Below are 19,165 nucleotides of genomic sequence, written 5' to 3' on the forward strand. Positions count from 1 at the left end.
AAAAGGATTAGAATTTAGGGAATAGCAGTGATACGGTAGTTCCCAGATGGTTCGAGCGAATATCAAAGTCTACGCCCTGATCCTTAAAAACGATTTGCGCAAATGAGAGGCCTATGCCGCTGCCCTTCACCTGACCGACATTTGACCCACGATAAAAAGTCTGTTTCACAGACTCCAGTTCGGCCTTTGGGATACCGATGCCGTGATCTATAATTTGTAAAGACAGTCTGCCATCTGCACTGGTCATTCGGATAAGCACTTCTTGCCCATTTGCATATTTCAGTGCGTTTTCGATTAAATTAGAGATCGAAAGGGAGACGAGCATCTTGTTGCCCCGAAAATTAAAGTATTGTGGCTCGTCGACCTCTATATCGACTTTCAGGGGTACGGCAAATGATCTCGAAAATTTAGGTACAAGGTCCCACACGATCTCATCGATACGAAAGGTTTCCAGGGAACGTTTCAGGGCCTGATCTTCGGTCAGTAATAGAAAATTACCAATAAGCTGATTCAGAAAATTCACATGCTCGGTAATGGTTTCGGCCAGTTCACGGTATTCTTCCTCCGTTCTAACTTTTGCGCCGAAGACCTCCATTGAGCCCAGGATACCCGCTAAAGGCGTTCGGAACTCGTGGGAAACATAACTTACAAAGTTCTTTCTGATAATCATATTTTCACTGATCCGACGTAGGAGTGCATTATAACTTTCAATCAGATCCTGGAGTTCATCCTTGGTTTTTATGGCGGTCAAGGGCTCCTGAATGGTACTTAAATCTTTATGCTGAATTTCTTGGATCACTTTACGAATGGGCAGATAAGCATACTTACTCAGCCAGACCGACAACAAGGCAATACTAATCAATGCAATGAGAAAAACAAAGACAAGCGTAATGAGTAAACGGTTCAACTGATGATCAAAATCTGCGCTGGACTCTTTGACAAACACAAAGAAATCGCCCTGATTATCGGGATAATACAAACCAAAATAAAAGCTATCGGCTGTTTTAAAATAAACCGTTTTGTCTGTTTTCAGCTGGTTCAGCAAATCTGTATTAATTTGATTATCAAACCGCATACCACCATAACTCACCTTCCCCGCTGCGTTATAAACGGCTACCATCGCGCGCTTGACCAGACTTTCATATTGATTTTTGGATTCCATGTGCTTTAGCGGGCTCTGTTCGTCCGCTTCAAGGTAATAAATACCGGCTATCTTCGCATTTTTTTCCAGCGAGCTTATCAGATGTCGTTCAGAAGAATTATAAAATATCCAGTAGATGACTAGCGTTGCAAGCCCAAAAATGATGGTGAATACCAAGGTAGAAAAGAGTGTGAGTCGAATCTTTAAATTCATGGTCAGTCCGTTGTGAGCATATAACCTACCCCTTTCACCGTTTTGATAATGGAGGTATCACTCCCCGCATCAATCTTACCTCTTAAATAAGAAACGTATACATCGACAACATTGGTATTATTATCAAAATCAATTCCCCAGACGGCCTGTAAGATCGCTGTTCTTGAAAGGGTTTTATTGCGATTTTCGATCAGATACTTCAACAGTTTAAATTCTTTAGGTGATAGATCGATATTTTTACCATTCTTATGGACTTCATACCGTTCAAGATCCACTTTTAAATCATGAATTTCTACGCAGCTATCCTTTGGTACGTTTTTATAATTGTCGCGGCGTACCAAGGCTTTGATACGGCTAACCAATTCCTTAAAGGAAAAGGGTTTGACAAGAAAATCATCAGCACCACTTTCCAAGGCCTCGACTTTATCTTCAACTTCTCCTAAGGCACTTAAAATCAATATTGGAATATGATTTTTTCGATATCGGATCATCTTCGTAAATTGTATACCATCTATTCCGGGCAACATAATATCAAGTACGACAATGTCCAATGAATCCGCATTGATCCATTCACGTGCCGCTTCCGCAGATTCAACCAAAATGACCTTGTGGCCCATCTCTTCTAGACCTTTAACAACAAAGCTGCTAATACGGCGATCGTCTTCTACTAAAAGTATCTGCATATACTCAGTTTATTTTTATGCGGGATTATAAAAATTACGAATTTCTCTTAGAATTCTACAAGTATACGAATTTACAAATTAATCGTTCGGGTGATCAAGAGCAGTGTCGAGGATAAAAATCTTTGTCTATAACGTTGACGAGTCCATTATGCGGAATTCTCGATTATTCAGGTAAAAAATATTACGTCCAGTATTATTTGTTTATATTTAACCTAACAATTCGGAAAGGAATTAAAATGAACACAGCATTGCTCTCCAATAGAAAAAGAAGTGAAGAGATTACGATTCAATATTTTAACTTTTTAGATCGTCATTTAGCGGAATTGGTTCGTGGAGACAGCATAGATATGATGGAGCTTCAGGATATCGCCAACATACTCTGTGTTTCACAAAAGCATCTTATCAAGATTATACAGGAAACTTCCGGAAATCACCCCTGCTATTTTTATGTACAAAAAATATTAGCTTGTATCAAAGACCTACTCATTAATAGCGATCTGACCATTGCGAAAATTGCACAGATGCTGACATACGACCCGTCCAACTTCACCAAATTTTTTAAAAAATATGAAGGCATGTCGCCATCACAATTTCGTCAATTGAAAAAAGCGAAAAGTTCACCATAAGAGGTTCCTTAACATTTGTGAGATTTGCTATAATCAAAATTTAAATTATTATGGCAAGAAATGATGTAAAAGGAAAAGTTGTCCTTATCGCTGGTGGTGCAAAAAACCTTGGCGGATTGTTAAGTCGGGATTTTGCGGCTCAAGGGGCAAAGCTGGTGATCCATTACAATAGTGAAAATACCAAAGCAGACGCTGAACAAACTCTGGAAGCTGTCAAATCCGCGGGGGCAGAAGCAATATTAGTGCAGGCGGACCTGACAAAAATTGAGCATATCACGAAACTTTTTGATGTCGCAATTGAGCAGTTTGGTGGCGTAGATATCGCCATTAATACGGTCGGTAAAGTATTGAAAAAGCCAATTGTGGATACCACGGTCGAAGAATATGACAGCATGAGTGACATCAATTCAAAAGTTGCTTATTTCTTTATTCGGGAGGCGGGTAAAAAACTGAATGCAAATGGCAAAATCTGTACGATTGTTACCTCATTATTGGCGGCCTATACGGGATTATACTCTACTTATGAAGGACTGAAAGCTCCAGTAGAGCATTTTACGCGAGCTGCTTCAAAAGAATTTGGAGAACGGGGAATTTCGGTTACTGCTGTAGCCCCGGGGCCAATGGATACGCCATTTTTCTATGGACAGGAAAGCGAAGACGCTGTTGCTTACCATAAATCTGCTTCAGCATTAGGTGGGCTAACCGATATAAAAGACATTGCGCCTTTGGTGGAATTCTTGGTCACCGATGGTTGGTGGATAACGGGGCAGACCATTTTTGCCAATGGTGGTTATACAACACGGTAAAACAACAAAGAGAAAGCATCTTGAGAAAGATGCTTTCTTGATAAGCCTATTTCTTTGGATTGATTCGTATATCACAAAAGCTAAGCAACAATAAACAAGCCATGATATTTATTAACTAGAGTTGCTCCAAAAAACGGAGATAGCGCGTGACGCCCTCTTCTACCCATGCGGTAGATGACTCTTTTTCAACTCCATAAAAGACGAAAGGTTTTTGATAATCCGCTTTAACATAATCAAAAGTAATTTCAAAAGGACTTGTTAATTGATCCATGCTATATTTATACTTTCCTGTCTCCCTATACTCCTGCTCGTCTATCCCAGCAGAAATTGCTAATGCAATTTTCTTTCCTTCCAATTTGTAGCCACTGTTCTTACCATAAGCCCATCCATAGGTAAGCACTTCATCCAGCCATTGCTTGAAAAACGGCGGACAATTAAACCAATAAAAGGGAAATTGAAAGACAATTTTATCATATTTCTCTATCATCTGCTGCTCGGCCAAGACATCAATTTTACCATCAGCATAGACTTGGTGCAATTGATGGATGTCATACAACTCAGGTTGATTTTCCAAGGCCTTAACCCAACTTTTATTTACGACGGAAGCAGCAAAATTGGGGTGAATAACGACTATTAATGTTTTCATTTTATTATGTATCTATATATGCACAAGTCACCACATTTAGCCGATTCGTAGCGGCAGTTTTAATAAACGACAGGACTATGATTTAAAAATAGCGACATAATTCCTATTTTGGCTTATCTGTAACCCAATGTTAGGTACTATAAAAAATGTGCGTATGACTAAAATCAAGACGAGCTCCACTAACTTTTCAAATAAAAAGCAACTTGAGCATAATTGCCCCGAAGTTTTTGCCGCTAATGTGATTGGTGGTCAATGGGCTCTAGCCATATGCTGCTATCTCATCAATGGCGCGCTACGTTATTCTGAAATCAAAAAATGTTTACCGGGTATCACTGAACGTATGCTCACCTTACAATTGCGCAAGCTAGAAGATGATAACATTATTAAACGTACTGTATATGCAGAAGTCCCGGCACGTGTACTTTATGAGCTGACTGCACTGGGATATGAACTCAAACCAATTATTCGAGAACTAGGGAAATGGGGAGAGAAGTTACAACAGGTTCAAAAATCTTAGACTTTAGCTGACAGAACTAAAGGTTGTTTTTAGTTCATACATCGTGCTGTTACCAGTAATTGGCCGACATGACGCTGTGCATGCTCTGCAGCGTGGAACAACAAACCAATCAACGTCGTAGGGATCCGTTTTCTACCCAAAAAACGCACTTCAGTCAGGGTGTCCGGATCAATTAACGCCAGTTTTTGCAAAGATTGCTGAATCTGCCGATGTAAGTTTTCTACAAGCGATATCACGCTCAAAGCACTATCTTCTAGACCTTCCTGACGGAGGTCGTCAAATTGTTTATCCGTTAAGGATTTATTTTCGGCATAAGTAAACATGCGATCGATTACTCCACGAATATGTTGCAGGTGAAAACCTATACTGGCGTTGCCACCCGGTTTTGTCCAAAGCTGCGCTGAGGATATTTGTGCGGTATACTTCAAAACATCTTCTTCAACTTGTAAAAGTGCATGCGCAACAGGTTGGAGAAGAGCGGGAACTCCTTCAATAGGTCCACGCATCCATACTTCTAAATTTTCCATGCTTTTAAAATAGCTAAAAGTCTACGCGGATGCTTTTTAAAATCCATAAAGCTACAGCGTTTAAAAAGAATGCAGATAGCAGTCCGTTTCGTCAAAAATACAGTTTACTCCTATAAAAATAGCTACTTCCTATAGCTTGTTTAAAATCGATTCAATTATTTTTTAAAATAAATTTGCATAGTGTAGTAAATACACTTACATTTGTATCATCATAATTTAGGTTTATAATTGGTTATTTAAGGTTTTCATTCTCCCCGTTTGAAAACCTTTTTTTTATAAATGACTGAAAAAATTATAATCTTCCATCATCCTTTATCATCTCATGGAATCGAGAAAAAAGCAGGCCCATCTTCCCAATAATAGTAGGATAGGTTATAAAGGCTTTTCATTTCAAACATAAAAAGGGCAATGTAAACATTGCCCTTTCTTTTATATACCCATTTAATGGCCTTTACATCTTATAATATTGCTCCCAACCTCTTGCTGGTGGAGGTCCGGCTAAGAGTGCGTTGGCAAACTTATCATTGGTCACTTCTTTTGTCTGTGTGTTCAATATCAACTTACTATTCAAGCGTTGTGCAATTACACCCAAGCAAAATACTTGGCTCAGAGGACCTGCAATTTCAAAAGCCGAGCGGGTCTTTTCTTCACCTTTACAACCTTTTAAGAAATTAGCAAAGTGGTTTGACGGTGATTTTGGCACTTCCGGCATCCTAGATTCCATTTCCTTAGCTTTCGCTGCTGGAATAATCTGCAAGGTACTGGCATGTGAGCCACCTTTAAATATCAAATCCTTGCTATAAATAATTTTCCCAGGATTTAGTTTGGCGGGTTCCAATTTCCCTGTACTAGGTGCAGGAATATTGGGATCCAATCCGGATACACCATAGCCTTCGGGTATAGGTGGCAAATTATCCAGTCCATCATACCAATTGATATCGACTGCTGGCATCTTTTTCCTTTTTGGGAAATGAAATTTCAAGGTTGAAGACATGGGAAAAAAATAGGAATTATACCCGTCGAGCTTCACAGCGGACACTTCTGTAGGCAGCCCCAAATCTAAAAATTCATGCGCTGTATCTAATATATGTGCCCCCCAATCGCCCAACGCTCCCATTCCAAAATCATACCAACAGCGCCACTGACCATTCACAAAATCCTTATTATAATTATGGCCAATAGTCTGCATTTGCCAAAGATCCCAATCTAATGTTTCGGGGATCATTTCTGCGGCAGGAAAACCCTTTATATTTACATCCCAGCTATGCCATCTACGCGGCATATTCATGTGCGCATCGATGCGTGTCACATCCTTAATAATGCCGGCAGCCTTCCAGGCTTTAAACTGAAAGTAATTTGCTTCGGAGTGCCCTTGATTTCCCATTTGGGTAGCAAGCTTAGGGTTTTTCCGAGCTTTATTTGCCATTAGTTCGACTTCAAGGAATGTTCTCGCCATTGGTTTTTCCACGTAGACATGTTTACCTAAATCCAGTGCAAGCATCGTTATAGCAAAATGCGAAAAATCAGGAGTTCCGACACTTACCGCATCAATCTGATTTCCCATTTTGTCAAACATTACCCTAAAATCCTTAAACTTCGGTGCATCAGGAAACAAGCCCAAAATTTCCTGTGTATGTTTCGCGCCAAGATCTACATCACATAGCGCGACAATATTACAGAGTCCTGTTTTATACAGCTCTTTAATGATTTCTGCGGCCCTATTTCCTAAGCCTACACAAGCTAAGTTGACACGCTCATTTGGTTTAGCCAAACTGACATTTCCCAATACACTATTGGATAGCATAACCGCTCCTGCAGCGATAACAGACTGTTTAACAAAGCTTCTGCGCGATAAATAATGATTCATAAGAGATAAGCTTAATTGGGTGTATTGATTTTTATGCTGCGAAATGAAACCCGATCGCCATGGTCTTGGAGAAGAATAAAACCTTCCTTCGCTTCACCAAAATTTTCCCAATCTTTATATTTGCTGATCTGAACCAAATCTTTAAACGCTTTGGAGCCCCGCTCATAAGACAACATCTTAATTCCATTTAAATAATGTTCCACTTTGTTATCTGCTGTGACCACAACTCTACCTCTATTCCACTCACCGATGGGTCTGCGCGCACGCTCGTCACGATTGGATGTGATGAGATCGTAAAGCGATGCCAATGTACGATTTCCGTCTCGTCCCAATTTCGCATCAGGGTGTAAAGCATCATCCAGTACTTGATATTCCAAACCAATAGCGGATCCTTTTGATTTTTCTTTTAAAGTGACAAAATACTTAACACCGCTATTCGCTCCCGGACTAAGCTTAAATTCAAATGAGAGATCAAACACGGCGTATTTATCTTTTGTGACGATGTCACCGCCATTGGTTGACTCCCCGCCGTCGGATTTCAGAACAGTCATTTGTCCATCCTTAACTTCCCAGCCACGTTCCGGAAATTTATCGCCATGTATACTCCGCCAGCCCTTATTGGTTTTACCGTCAAACAAAAGCTTAACTCCTTTTTTCTTTTCGGCATCTGCCAAATCATTTGGCTTCAAGTTCACGATATAAAGATCTTTTGGAAAACCTTTTGATTTGAGGTCGGTTGTTTTTATTTTAATATTCTTAAAGTACACTTTCTTTCCGTCCAGTTTAGGTGGAATACCATGCACCTGCAAGCCGATAAAACCAGACCTATCGATCGTATCAACGACATAAGCAACAGGAATATCATTGATCCAAGTGCGCAGTTCATCACCAATGGCTTCAATTCGAATATGATTGAATTCCTCTACTTTATAAGCTTTTTTAGCATTTTCATTTAAATCGAGTGGATAAATCCATCCACGACGCGCCTCATCATAGATTCCACCTGTCCATGCACGGGCAGAGGGGTCTATTTCTACTTGCCTTCCATATACACGTCCGCGCCCATCGTTAGCCTTTGGATCAAGATGGCTTCGGGTCTGAATACCTGAGTTTGTTTCATTACCCTCAAGTTTAACATCCAGCTCCAATATGAAATCACCATATTCTTTTTCCGTGATTAAAAAAGAATTGGGCGTACCTTTTGTCATTCGACCTACGATAGCATCTCCCTCTATAGAATAAGGAGCTTTTCCTCCAACAGATTTCCAACCATTTAGCGTTTTTCCATCAAAAAGGTTTGTCCAACCTTTCTCATTACTTTTATCTGCCTGAGCATACGACAAGACAGCATTGCTGACCATAGCTGCCATTAAAACAGATTTAAATAGTGCATTTCTTTTCATTGTAAAATTTAATCTTGGGTCTATCAACCCGGTTTATTTATTCATCATTGGTTCGTCAATCAGAACAAAATCGAGACCTCCTAAATTGAAAACCTGTAGACGGTGCTACGTGTAACTTTCAAGCCGGATAGGACTTTATTTACTTATTGGCTATTGATTCAATTGACTTAGTCAAACAATATATTAATTAATATAAGCGAAATGAATTAAATGATATGATTTATTTACGAAAACGTTTGAATCAGTATAACAAACAGATCATTTCATTCAAACATAGAGCGAGCACAGTCAAACCCAATTATTTATGCCCTGTCAAATAAGGGACACAACAATGTTCCGGATCAATAATGCAAAATAGACCTCGGTTACTACCTATAATAGCGTATGGACAAATTAGGTTCAACACCCCTATGCTCCTACTATGTAAGTAATATGGATCCACAGTGAATGCACAGTTAAAAAGTGGAATCACTGTGGACTCAACCTGCTTACAGTACGAATTTGATCATACCAAAGTAATGAGGTGGTACCTAACTAATCCCCCATAAATATGGAGAGATGCTACAAACTTCAAATAAAATGCGATAATTCGTTCATTGAGGTACTTATACGAGCAATTTATATTATATTGGAAAAGCAAATAAAAACAATCAGTAAAAAATTTGGAGAATACGAAAATTATATACAACTTTAAAGCACAAACACCTGCTCTAAACAGGCTACAAGTTAACAAAGGAAATTTTTTATTTTAAAACGAGGATTTTATCTTAGAATCGCTCATAGACAAAAGTCTAAATTAGTTTTTTTGCAAAAAAACTTACTTTTACTTAATGTACAAACAGTAGCATATAAAATATGACAACCAACCCCATTAAGGTATATACAGTAGTTTCAAAAGAAGTAAAAGAAGATCCAGATTTATTCACCAATCTGGAAGGTGTCTTCTCAACATATGAAAAAGCACAGGAATATATTGATCACTTTTTTGGTAATGCTAAATATGGTTATCGATCTATTGTTACGACTTATTTAGATCCCTTTCAGGAAGAAATCCAAAATAACGATTCTTATTATAGCATTTCATCTCAATTAATGGGGCCGCATTTAGAAGTTGAGATCTGTAAAACTTCTTTTGCCGTCGTCCTCTCTGAAGTTGAGCAACTGCGCATCGATCCAGCAACCTCTGAGAAACCGCTGGAATTAAACCTGCATTGTTTTGCAGTTTCGGAAGAAAAGGCAATGGAAAAATTCGAGAAATTAGCTAAAGCTTATGCTAACGAACACAACATTCAATTTGAAATTCAACCCTTCCGTATTGCAGATTCGGACCAATGCTATTAACCTGTAATTACAGTAAGATTTTAGCAGGTTTTTCAGAAGTTTATTTTTTTTCGGATTTCACTTAAATATTCTGGTGTGAACCCCAGGTATGAGGCAATGAGGTATTGCGGAACACGTTGGACAAATTGGGGATATTTACGGCGCATATCATGGTAAAATTCCTCTTTGGATAACGAAAATAGGTACTTAACCCGCATTTGTGCCGCAGCATATGCTCTTTGGTACACAAAGCGAAAATATCGTTCCATGACAGGAAATGCCGCGAGCAATTTTTCCTGATTTTCTTGGCTGATATAAACCACATCGGACTTTTCCACCGCCTGAATGTAAAACGAAGTGACAAGCTTATGTTCGAAAGCCATATTATCTGTCATCCACCAATTTTCTATAGCGAATTCAGTTGTTTGTTCAACACCTTTTTCATTGACAAAGAATTTACGTAAAACACCTTTCAATACAAAAAAATGATATTTGCAAACCTGACCTTCTTCCAGTATGTTTTCTTTTTTCGCGACCGATTTCATGTTAAAGTAACTCAATATTTCCTCTAATTCAATCGGATCGATATCGATAAATTTCTTCAAATGTTCTTTAAGTTCTTCCAACAGTCCATCAATTTATTGTACAAACAAAGCTACTCATTCATTTTATCAAAAAAAAGAAATGCGGTACCATTTCAATTAAGCTCAATACGGAAGGGATGACAAGATAAATTCAAGTAATAAGACCGTTGCAAAAGTATTTGGTTTTTATTTTATTGATATTCAATTTTTTAATTTGTTTCTTGTTGATTTTCGTTATATTTAAGGTATGGAAAAGACAGAAAAAGTTAGCTTTGTTGATTACATGGTTCAAAGACGGAAAATCAAGCAGGAATTCTTCGATCAGATCAATACATTGGTAAATTGGCGTCCGATTTCAAATATTATCAACAAGCATTACCACAAAGGGGAAAGCAAAATGGGACGCCCTAGTTATTCTGGTCTTGTCCTCTTCAAAATGACACTTCTACAGACCTGGTATGGTCTGAGTGACTACGAAGTAGAAGACCGTATAAACGACAGTATCTCCTTTAGTCGCTTTGTTGGCATCAGTTTGGACGATTCGGTTCCCGATCACAGTGTTATTAGCCGTTTTCGCAGCTCGCTGACAGAAAAGGGTGTTTATGAGAATCTATTCAAGGAGCTGAACAAGCAGTTGAATAAACATAAAATATTGGTAAAACGTGGAGCTATCGTTGATGCCAGTATTGTTGATTCTCCGCTAAAACCAAAAGGCAAAGTTATTTACGAGATCGAAAGTGACCGTAGTGAACATCCTCGCGAAGATTCTGAGCTGGATAAAGAGAATAGTGAACAGTTATTGATCCAACAAGAGAGCCCGGGTGTTGACCATGAAGCTCGTTGGATAAAGAAGGCTGGGAAAACACGTTATGGCTATAAAAAGCATTATGTCACCGATACAGAAGGCCTGGTTCTGGGCGTGGTAACCACTCCAGCAAATGTAAATGAAATTGCCAATCTTCAACAGGTAATATCTTCGGCTGACCTTCCAAAGGGCATCCATATCTATGCTGACAAGGGATATCGTTCCTCTAAAAATGAGGAATTGATCAAATCAGGAAAGCTAAAAAGCAGGATCTTGCATAAGGCAAAGAAAGGAACAGCGTTAACCGAAAGAGAGAAGTTAAGAAACAAACTGATCGGCAAGATCAGGTTCAAAGTTGAACGGACCTTCGGGAGCATCCGGCGATGGTTCAACTCAAGCTGTGCAAGGTATAAGGGGATCGCCAAAATGCATACACAAAATCTAATGGAAGCCATGGCGTACAATCTTTACAGATCACCTGGGATACTTGTGTCCAATGCAATAAAAAACACAAATTAAGCAGTTGAAAAGGCCTCAAAAAGAGGATTTTTCAAGAAAACGCAACTAGATTTCCGAATCCAAATCGGAAAAAACTGCAAAAAAAAGCAAAAATAACCGATCAGAAAATATCAACATTATTTTGCAACGGTCTTGTAATACGAATAATCATTCAACAAGCACGATTCATAAATCGGAATAGTTTCAATGGCTTTTACCCCCTACCTTTATAACAGGTACTCCAATAATATGATTAACAGATTGGAGCTATGATGAAAATGGCAGGCTCCATTTTTTGCAGAGTTTGTACTTTTTGAAAAAAGAGAAAGCAATGATCAAAATTAATTTTAGCAAAGGAAAAATTATCATTAGCATGCTGCTATGTTTTCTTCCAGTAGTCATTGGGTTATATGCCTGGTTATACTATGATTTTATTATTAAACTAACCTCGACGATATGGGTACTCGTGGCCGCATCGGTTTTTTATCTTAGACTACAACAGTTAAACCGCTATCGAAGAGGAGAGGCCGCACTCATTATAGATGAGCATATATTACTAAACAACAGCATATTGAAACCGAAGCAAATCCCATGGACGGATATCGATTATTTTGTTACTGGTTTATATCGGACAAATTCTATTTTTATAAAACTAAATGACCTTTCATCGCTAAGAAAAGAAAAAACAAGCCGTCTAATTCATTTATTAAGCTTTATTGACTGTAATCTATCAACAAAACATGCATCTTTTTGGATCGACATAGATGTCATCGATATCAAAGAAAAGGAGCTTATGGCTCTGTTGCTACAGCGACTAAAAATGTAGCTGTACATCGGCGTTCCCCAAAAAAAGGTAGTCTAAAAAAAATCAGCCCCTTATCCATATAAGTGGGCTGATTCGCATTTATTATATCTAACACGGTTACATCAGAAAATATCCTTGCTATAAAAACGCAAAATTTTGAGATTTAGTACTTTATTTAATTCTTCAAATCAATTCAAAAATATTAGCGGTTCAACCGTAAAAAACCATCTACGCGGTAATATAGATAACCTCATGGGCTTCTGTTAACTGGGGAACTTCCAAATTATGAAGCATTTTATCCAAGACAGTTTCTGGTAGTGGGTACTCTCTATCGCTATTCTGCGCGCGCCAAATCTTATAGGGTTTTTCAACGTATAACAATTTCACATAAGCTTGATAGCTGACAAAAAGATCGATCAATTGTTTTCGCATCTGGGAAGTTATATTGGTGGCATTCCAGATAAAATCCTGTCCACAGCGTAAGTATTTTTTTGCCTGCTCTTTTGCTTCCTGTACAACCCATCCGTTTCTCTTTTTATCAGTAGGATCAATGCGATATTTGCGTCTGATGTCATCCAAACTAATAACAGGGAGGTCAGTATTCATCGCTAAAATCTGATAATCTTTGCCCATTCCCGGCAAACCTGAAAGTACAGTCACGGTGGATTTGAATGTATCAAAAGGCACATAATCAACATAGCTATTGTTTCCATTAAAATATGTAAATCGTGCATTTTCGGACAAAAAAGAACGTGTGGCATCCCAGCAGCCAATCTCTTTACTATACAGTTCGAACATATCCAATGCGTAGAGCAAAGCATCCAAATCGGCACAGTACCTTCCTTTAGCATCTGCTTCGGCCAACAACTTAAGTTGGCCCATATTGACACTCAATGACGCCTCCAAGGCGCTCTTCATTGGATCGACTTTTTCCATCAACCACAATGGCAACCCATGATAGCGTACCAATGCGACAATTTCCTCCCGTAATGCAAAAGGGGTCTCCACATCACGAAATAAAATCTCCCGTGCGGTCTGTGCTCCTCTTTTGGCATGATTTGGAGAGCTGATACGACCATCTGCAGCGACAATTGTCGTTGATCTCTTCTCGACATCATGCAATAAAGCGGAAGCCCAGAGGAGCTCCTGCTTTTGATAATCCAGATTCCGGTATTCAGGCAATCCTTCCAGCTGCTGTAATACCATTTGGGTATGAATCGCGACATTCCCTTCGGCATGATGTAAAGGGTCTTGTTGTACCTGTTCCATATCCCTGACCCAAGAAAATTGCTTCTCTAAAGCCGACCAATTCTTATTTACTGCTATTGTCCATTCCATTAGAAATCCCTCCTTTCCCAAATCATTTTTGTTCTTCGCCATGATTTTGTCCAATGTTCGTCGGTCTGGACATGTCCTTTTCTAACATATTTAAAAACATTGTGCTGAAATTCACTGACAGTATACGCATCAGCATTTCTGCAGACTAACCCCTCCATCGTACATGCTTCTCCAGTTTTAGGGTCAACCGATCCAAATTTAGAAGACTGCATGGCCAAATTTTCGACTGAACGTCGAAGTTCCAACTCAGTCAAACCCTTTACAATTTCAAGTTTTAAAACAGGTACAGTAGGCAAATCAAATAAACTGGCATAAAAAGTAACTTCTTCCCATGAAAGCCACTGATCTTTAATTCGAGCAGCAAAAACATAATAATAGTGCTCAAGTTGCACATATTCGATAGAATGCACAGCATAAAGATTTTCACCAAAAAACTCTAAATCATCCAGATCGTTTTTTAATCTAGACCAATGCTCCCGAAGCTGAGCCGTCCATGGCGACGTGGTCGGAGCTGCATGGGATCGTGCAAATACTCCACGCCGTGAAAGGCAATTATTTTCACCATCTAATTTTTCTGTAAATAACAATTTATGGAAAGATTGTATATCCTTCCAATAATGTTGATTAAAACGATCGTCGCTGCTTGTCCCTGGCGAAAATGGGAAATGATAGGTACGACCATATTTTGTTGATTCCATTTTTAAAATTTAAATCCATACTAATAAAATTGAAGACATAGGTGTAGGGTAAACAAACCGGGTAAATCCCGTTGTTTACTTTCTTCCTAAATATCGACAATGCATTACATGACTTTAAATTTTAAAAATTGACAATACTAATGATCTATTGCTACAAAAGTATTAAATTTATCTTAAAAACATAAAACAGAAAAATGTGACGAATACCAGCAAAAATGTGATGAATCAAATGTTTCTTCATCTTTTAGCTGGGATTCTATTTTTGTTTCTATAAAATAGAATTTGATTTTACTACCTTTAAGCTGAAAAGTATCAAACCGGCTTTATTAACTTTATACAAAAAAGACACTACATAATTAATCCATTATTTAACCATTCACGTCCGATTTTGCGGTGTTACGGCAAATAGCCAAGATTGCATACAGCATTGGACTGTCAAATGATCATAAATACAGGGACTAAAAAATAATTGATCACATGGATACATATATCGTGTTAAAAAGGTTCTCTAGTTTAGAAGAAGCACAAGAATGTCATAAACTACTTTCGGAAAAAGGTGTAACAACGCGGTTGGCAGATAATGTCCCCCCTGTGGATATTACATTTTCTGGAAACACGGTTGGATTTCAATATGAGATTCAAATAGATCCTGCCAATTTTGCAAATGCAGAATCTATTTTAGAAGAGCAGGAAATGCAGTCTCTCCCCTTGGTTGAAGACGACCATTATCTGTATCAGTTTTCCGACCAAGAGCTCTTAGAAATTCTTCAAAAACCCGATGAATGGAACAAATTAGACTACGCACTGGCTAGAGAAATTTTATTAAAAAGAGGGAAAGAGATTGATCAGGAAACGCTAGATCTTTTGAAACAGGAACGGCTCATGCAACTACGGGAACCGGAACCGCAGCAGAAGTATTGGGTTATTTTTGGCTATATTTCAGCCCTTCTAGGTGGACTTTTAGGAATTGCAATCGGCTATATGTTGTTTAGTTCCAGAAAGAGCCTACCGAATGGCGAACGGATATTTTCCTATTCAGATCATGACAGAAAACATGGGACAAACATATTCTATATCGGATTATTCGTATTCACAATATCCGTTCTCATCAAAATGCTCTGGGGATGATAACATAAAATGAATACGATTTACATTTTTTAGCGGAACAGCTCGAGTGCAGCTTTGTGACTGTGGTATTCTGTATCCTATCGCGATCTAATTAGCGCTAACGTCAACTGTAAATTTTTAATACTAAAAAAAATACCTATATTTAAGATGACATCTTTATTCTTGAATTATTTTTTGTAAACCTACAAACAAATTAACTTTATGAATAGTTTAAAGACCACAGCCACTCATTTCCGTTATAAAAAGCATCCGGGAGATCTATTCAGAAATACATGCGTTCAATTATTACCGCATCCCTATAAAAATCAAGAAGACTTTTGGGTATGGTTTCATCCCTCCTACCACCGCAGTGAAGACATTTCAGATTTAGGCGACCTGTACAAACAGCTTCACGACACCCCCTGTCAAGAAACGATGACAACATCAAAAAATGAGCTATGTTACGCTGCAGTAGCGAAGGAACGTCTCTTTGAAGAAATAAAATCATTGGAACAAAAGATCTATCAGGATTGTTTTGAAAACTTTTATTTGTTGATTATTGAAGGCCGCATAGAGCTGTTTGAAAGTCATCAAATTGAAAGTAAAGAATCTAGTTCCTAATGTCTATCTTTAAACCGTTATGCATTATTTGACTTGTGCGATTATAAGGAAGGACGATAAGGTACTCATTTGTCAGCGCCCGCCATCGGTGACGCATGCCTTAAAGTGGGAATTTCCTGGTCGCATAACCGAGTCCCACCTGCCAACGAAAGCAAACTTGTCGCTCAAAATCAGGGAAGAGCTAAGTATAGATATCCTTGTCGGAAGGCCCTTAGAGATGACGCAACAAGGCCATAAAAGTCCGGCAGTTTGTCGCTATCCTGTTCTCTGCACCTTTTCCTCTGGCGAAGTTGCCATGCTAGAATATGTCCAAGCAATATGGGTCTCCTCCGCAGAACTATCGCATTTTGATTGGACCGATACCGATCGACCAATTGTAGAAGAGTATACCAGATACCTTGAGAACTCAAATCCTCCGTCCCGTATAAAGGAAGCTTTTTTAGAAAGCCTAATTGGACTCATTGGTTTTACACTGGTCCATATGTTCTTCAATGTATATATAGGCTTATTGATAACTTTGATCCTAATCGCAATTACTGGAATTTATAGTTATTACACCCGAAAAAATATATGGAAAAGAATCTCATAAAACTTTCCTACATTTATAAAAACTAAGTAACCCCTAATTTCATTTTAGCCATACTGAAGACTTAATCAGATGAAAGATTTCCCACAATTAGAGACAGAACGACTTATTCTTAACGCAATAGAAACGACTGATATTCCACAGATTGTAGACTATCTGCAAGACAAGGTCTATTCAGACTTCACATCAAATATCCCCTATCCCTACCGAAAGGAGGATGCTGAATACTGGCTTAAATTAGCGGAAGAAGCATTTGCCAATCGTAAAGGATTCACTTTTGCTATTCGGAATAAAGATAAAAAACTGATCGGAGCTATTGGTCTGCATGATGAAGGCTCGGATAAGGCTGAATTGGGATACTGGATAGCTATTCCTTACTGGAATAAAGGTTATGTCACTGAAGCTGCAAAAGCAATCATTGATTTTGGATTTAAAGAATTAAACTTTAACAAAATCTTTGCGACCTACTTCCCCCATAATCCAGCATCGGGAAAAGTCATGGAAAAAATAGGAATGAAAAAAGAGGCCCTGTTAAAACAACATTTAAAGAAAGATGGCCGGTATTACGATATCCCATTATACGCTATTTTTAAATCGGAAAAATAAAACAGCAATTTCTCATGGATAAAAAGAATATCAAGTTGCGCTGTGATCATACATTTCCTATACTTATTCTTCTTTTTGGTTGTATTGCTATATTCCCAATAATAATTTCTAAGTATTCTATTTCTCTGTTAGGAATAATATGGGAGACTTGCTGTGGGCTCATCATATTTACAGGCGTTTGGAGATTTGAGCACTTCGAAATATCTGGAGATACACTTACCAAAGTAAACTTAGGTGGATTATATCGAAAGGATTTAAATATGTGTCATATAACCAGATATACAAAAAAAGTGATTGATATGAATCACTTTTGGAATCCGTTTAATATCATAAAGTTATTTAGTAAGGAGAAAAAATATTTTAAATTCAGAACCATAAAACTTCAGGCAACAGATAATTTAATCATGATAACACTTGCGTCCTAAACGTTTAAAAAGTGGCGGTGTTTGGATATAGCAAAGTTGCTATATTTAAATTGCAAAATTATAACACACCGCCATGATAAATTTAAATGTTTTTAGTCAGATTTTATCTCTTGTTGACCGTGAATTATTCAGGGATTTGGTTGCAAAGCACAAAAGTGATAAACACCAGAAAGGGATCAACAGCTGGACGCATCTAGTCAGTATGCTTTTCTGTCATTTTTCCTCGGCAGATTCGGTCCGGGATATTAGTAACGGTCTGCGCAGTACAACTGGTAACCTGAACCACTTAGGAGTAATAAGAGCTCCAAGTAAGTCCAATATATCCTATATCAACATACACCGTACCCATGAACTTTTCAAAGATCTTTATTTCTCTGTTTTGGATAGGCTTTGGCAAAAGGATACGCATTTTCGCAAAGAGCTTGTTCAGCTAAAGCGTAAAGTATATCTGATGGATGCAAGCATCATCCCCTTATGTCTATCTGTATTTGACTGGGCAAAGTTTCGCAGCACCAAAGGTGCCGTAAAGCTGCACACTGTCTTGGATTATGATGGCTGCCTACCTGTTTTTATGCAGATTACCGATGGAAAAGTACATGAGAGCCAGCGAGCCGGTAGTTACAGTTTTTCCAAGGGAAGCGTGCTGGTAGTGGACCGTGGCTACGTGGATTACAGCTGGCTTGGGGATTTGGACAGCAGGGGGTGTTACTTCGTTACCAGGAGTAAAGTTAATATGAAGTACAAGGTTATCAAGTCCTATCAGAGTGAAGCACTCATGGAAAAGGGGATCCTTAAGGATGAGCTCATTGAGCTATCCGGTGCTGCCTGCAATAAATACAACGGCAAGCCGCTACGCCTAGTCCACTTTTGGGACAGCACCACTGGCAATGAGTACCACTTTTTGACCAATAATACGAAGTGGAAGGCTTCTTTGGTGGCAAACATCTATAAACAACGCTGGCATATCGAAGTCTTCTTCAAGCATCTAAAGCAGCGCTTAAAAGTATCGACATTCATAGGGACTTCTGAAAATGCAGTGATGATCCAGATCTGGACTTCACTCATTGGCATATTACTGTTAAAATACTTACAAAAAAAGGCCAAATATGACTGGAACCTGTCCAATCTGGTCGCATTCATCAGAATGAATATCTTCGTGAAAATAAACATCTGGCAATGGATAGATGATCCCTTTCTCAGGCCGCCTATAAAAGGAAAAAAGGGACAGCTAAAGATTTTTGCAGATTGAAAAATAGGGGTCAATATCGAAATGATGAAAAAAGCTATGCCTGTACCACAGAAATCCAATCCTAAAATTTATTTAGGACACATATGATTTATAC

The 19,165-nt window shown here is 38.4% G+C and carries 20 protein-coding genes; 11 read left to right on the plus strand and 9 right to left on the minus strand.

What is annotated here, in order from left to right; all coding sequences use genetic code 11:
- Nucleotides 1–7: 7 nt before the first annotated feature.
- Entirely contained in the window at nucleotides 8–1,354 is a 1,347-nt protein-coding gene (locus tag AACH28_RS07505) for a HAMP domain-containing sensor histidine kinase (protein ID WP_115047940.1), read from the minus strand.
- Nucleotides 1,355–1,356: 2 nt separating this feature from the next.
- On the minus strand, nucleotides 1,357–2,037 hold the full coding sequence (locus AACH28_RS07510) for a response regulator transcription factor (RefSeq protein WP_046675722.1): 681 nt from the start codon (nucleotides 2,035–2,037) through the stop codon (nucleotides 1,357–1,359).
- A 236-nt stretch (nucleotides 2,038–2,273) separates the two neighbouring features.
- Between AACH28_RS07510 and AACH28_RS07515 the strand changes: the two genes are divergently transcribed.
- Together AACH28_RS07515 and AACH28_RS07520 are read left to right on the plus strand one after the other, a co-directional pair.
- Nucleotides 2,274–2,663 carry an AraC family transcriptional regulator gene (locus AACH28_RS07515; RefSeq protein ID WP_046675721.1) on the plus strand — a complete coding sequence of 130 codons (390 nt, stop codon included), beginning with the start codon at nucleotides 2,274–2,276 and terminating at the stop codon, nucleotides 2,661–2,663.
- A gap of 50 nt (nucleotides 2,664–2,713) precedes the next feature.
- Nucleotides 2,714–3,469, plus strand: coding sequence for an SDR family oxidoreductase (locus AACH28_RS07520; RefSeq protein WP_070569450.1), 756 nt, complete (start codon nucleotides 2,714–2,716; stop codon nucleotides 3,467–3,469).
- 115 nt (nucleotides 3,470–3,584) lie between these two features.
- On the opposite strand, the gene AACH28_RS07525 is transcribed toward AACH28_RS07520, so the two are convergent.
- On the minus strand, nucleotides 3,585–4,115 hold the full coding sequence (locus AACH28_RS07525) for an NAD(P)H-dependent oxidoreductase (protein ID WP_286844368.1): 531 nt from the start codon (nucleotides 4,113–4,115) through the stop codon (nucleotides 3,585–3,587).
- A 154-nt stretch (nucleotides 4,116–4,269) separates the two neighbouring features.
- On the opposite strand from AACH28_RS07525, the gene AACH28_RS07530 reads away from it, so the two are divergent.
- Nucleotides 4,270–4,632, plus strand: coding sequence for a helix-turn-helix domain-containing protein (locus tag AACH28_RS07530; RefSeq protein WP_046676349.1), 363 nt, complete (start codon nucleotides 4,270–4,272; stop codon nucleotides 4,630–4,632).
- Between the two features lie 29 nt (nucleotides 4,633–4,661).
- Here the strand turns inward: AACH28_RS07530 and AACH28_RS07535 are convergent, their stop codons facing one another.
- From AACH28_RS07535 to AACH28_RS07545, 3 genes are all read right to left on the minus strand, one after another.
- Nucleotides 4,662–5,159: a DinB family protein gene (locus AACH28_RS07535; RefSeq protein WP_046675718.1), complete on the minus strand. Its 498-nt coding sequence runs from the start codon at nucleotides 5,157–5,159 to the stop codon at nucleotides 4,662–4,664.
- A 451-nt stretch (nucleotides 5,160–5,610) separates the two neighbouring features.
- Nucleotides 5,611–7,026 (minus strand): Gfo/Idh/MocA family oxidoreductase, encoded by a 1,416-nt coding sequence (locus AACH28_RS07540; RefSeq protein ID WP_341832634.1) that lies wholly within the window; start codon nucleotides 7,024–7,026, stop codon nucleotides 5,611–5,613.
- An 11-nt stretch (nucleotides 7,027–7,037) separates the two neighbouring features.
- Entirely contained in the window at nucleotides 7,038–8,429 is a 1,392-nt protein-coding gene (locus AACH28_RS07545; RefSeq protein WP_341832635.1) for a DUF1080 domain-containing protein, read from the minus strand.
- An 855-nt stretch (nucleotides 8,430–9,284) separates the two neighbouring features.
- Between AACH28_RS07545 and AACH28_RS07550 the strand changes: the two genes are divergently transcribed.
- Nucleotides 9,285–9,770 (plus strand): hypothetical protein, encoded by a 486-nt coding sequence (locus tag AACH28_RS07550; protein WP_341832636.1) that lies wholly within the window; start codon nucleotides 9,285–9,287, stop codon nucleotides 9,768–9,770.
- Between the two features lie 32 nt (nucleotides 9,771–9,802).
- On the opposite strand, the gene AACH28_RS07555 is transcribed toward AACH28_RS07550, so the two are convergent.
- Nucleotides 9,803–10,375 carry a Crp/Fnr family transcriptional regulator gene (locus tag AACH28_RS07555; RefSeq protein WP_341832637.1) on the minus strand — a complete coding sequence of 191 codons (573 nt, stop codon included), beginning with the start codon at nucleotides 10,373–10,375 and terminating at the stop codon, nucleotides 9,803–9,805.
- Between the two features lie 259 nt (nucleotides 10,376–10,634).
- Here AACH28_RS07555 and AACH28_RS07560 point away from each other — a divergent pair, with 259 nt between their 5' ends.
- Nucleotides 10,635–11,657: an IS5 family transposase gene (locus AACH28_RS07560; protein WP_112374319.1), complete on the plus strand. Its 1,023-nt coding sequence runs from the start codon at nucleotides 10,635–10,637 to the stop codon at nucleotides 11,655–11,657.
- 310 nt (nucleotides 11,658–11,967) lie between these two features.
- Entirely contained in the window at nucleotides 11,968–12,462 is a 495-nt protein-coding gene (locus AACH28_RS07565; RefSeq protein ID WP_341832638.1) for an STM3941 family protein, read from the plus strand.
- 207 nt (nucleotides 12,463–12,669) lie between these two features.
- Here AACH28_RS07565 and AACH28_RS07570 read toward each other — a convergent pair whose 3' ends face one another.
- Complete coding sequence (locus AACH28_RS07570; RefSeq protein WP_232475734.1) at nucleotides 12,670–13,821, minus strand: AAA family ATPase; 1,152 nt, start codon at nucleotides 13,819–13,821, stop codon at nucleotides 12,670–12,672.
- Nucleotides 13,779–14,477 carry an RNA ligase family protein gene (locus AACH28_RS07575; protein ID WP_201665078.1) on the minus strand — a complete coding sequence of 233 codons (699 nt, stop codon included), beginning with the start codon at nucleotides 14,475–14,477 and terminating at the stop codon, nucleotides 13,779–13,781. Before AACH28_RS07575 ends, AACH28_RS07570 begins: the two co-directional genes overlap by 43 nt.
- A gap of 477 nt (nucleotides 14,478–14,954) precedes the next feature.
- On the opposite strand from AACH28_RS07575, the gene AACH28_RS07580 reads away from it, so the two are divergent.
- From AACH28_RS07580 to AACH28_RS07600, 5 genes are all read left to right on the plus strand, one after another.
- Nucleotides 14,955–15,605: a hypothetical protein gene (locus tag AACH28_RS07580; protein WP_088160918.1), complete on the plus strand. Its 651-nt coding sequence runs from the start codon at nucleotides 14,955–14,957 to the stop codon at nucleotides 15,603–15,605.
- 201 nt (nucleotides 15,606–15,806) lie between these two features.
- A complete protein-coding gene (locus tag AACH28_RS07585; protein WP_088160917.1) occupies nucleotides 15,807–16,205 on the plus strand; it encodes a hypothetical protein in 399 nt (132 codons plus the stop codon).
- A gap of 19 nt (nucleotides 16,206–16,224) precedes the next feature.
- The gene (locus tag AACH28_RS07590; protein ID WP_088160916.1) at nucleotides 16,225–16,794 is read left to right on the plus strand and encodes a hypothetical protein; all 570 of its coding nucleotides are present in this window, start codon (nucleotides 16,225–16,227) and stop codon (nucleotides 16,792–16,794) included.
- Between the two features lie 69 nt (nucleotides 16,795–16,863).
- A complete protein-coding gene (locus AACH28_RS07595; protein WP_088160915.1) occupies nucleotides 16,864–17,397 on the plus strand; it encodes a GNAT family N-acetyltransferase in 534 nt (177 codons plus the stop codon).
- Nucleotides 17,398–17,895: 498 nt separating this feature from the next.
- Complete coding sequence (locus AACH28_RS07600) at nucleotides 17,896–19,071, plus strand: IS4 family transposase (protein ID WP_341832639.1); 1,176 nt, start codon at nucleotides 17,896–17,898, stop codon at nucleotides 19,069–19,071.
- The last annotated feature ends 94 nt before the right edge of the window (nucleotides 19,072–19,165 follow it).

The sequence above is a fragment of the Sphingobacterium thalpophilum genome, assembly GCF_038396785.1.
In the GTDB taxonomy this organism is placed as follows: Bacteria; Bacteroidota; Bacteroidia; order Sphingobacteriales; family Sphingobacteriaceae; genus Sphingobacterium; species Sphingobacterium thalpophilum_A.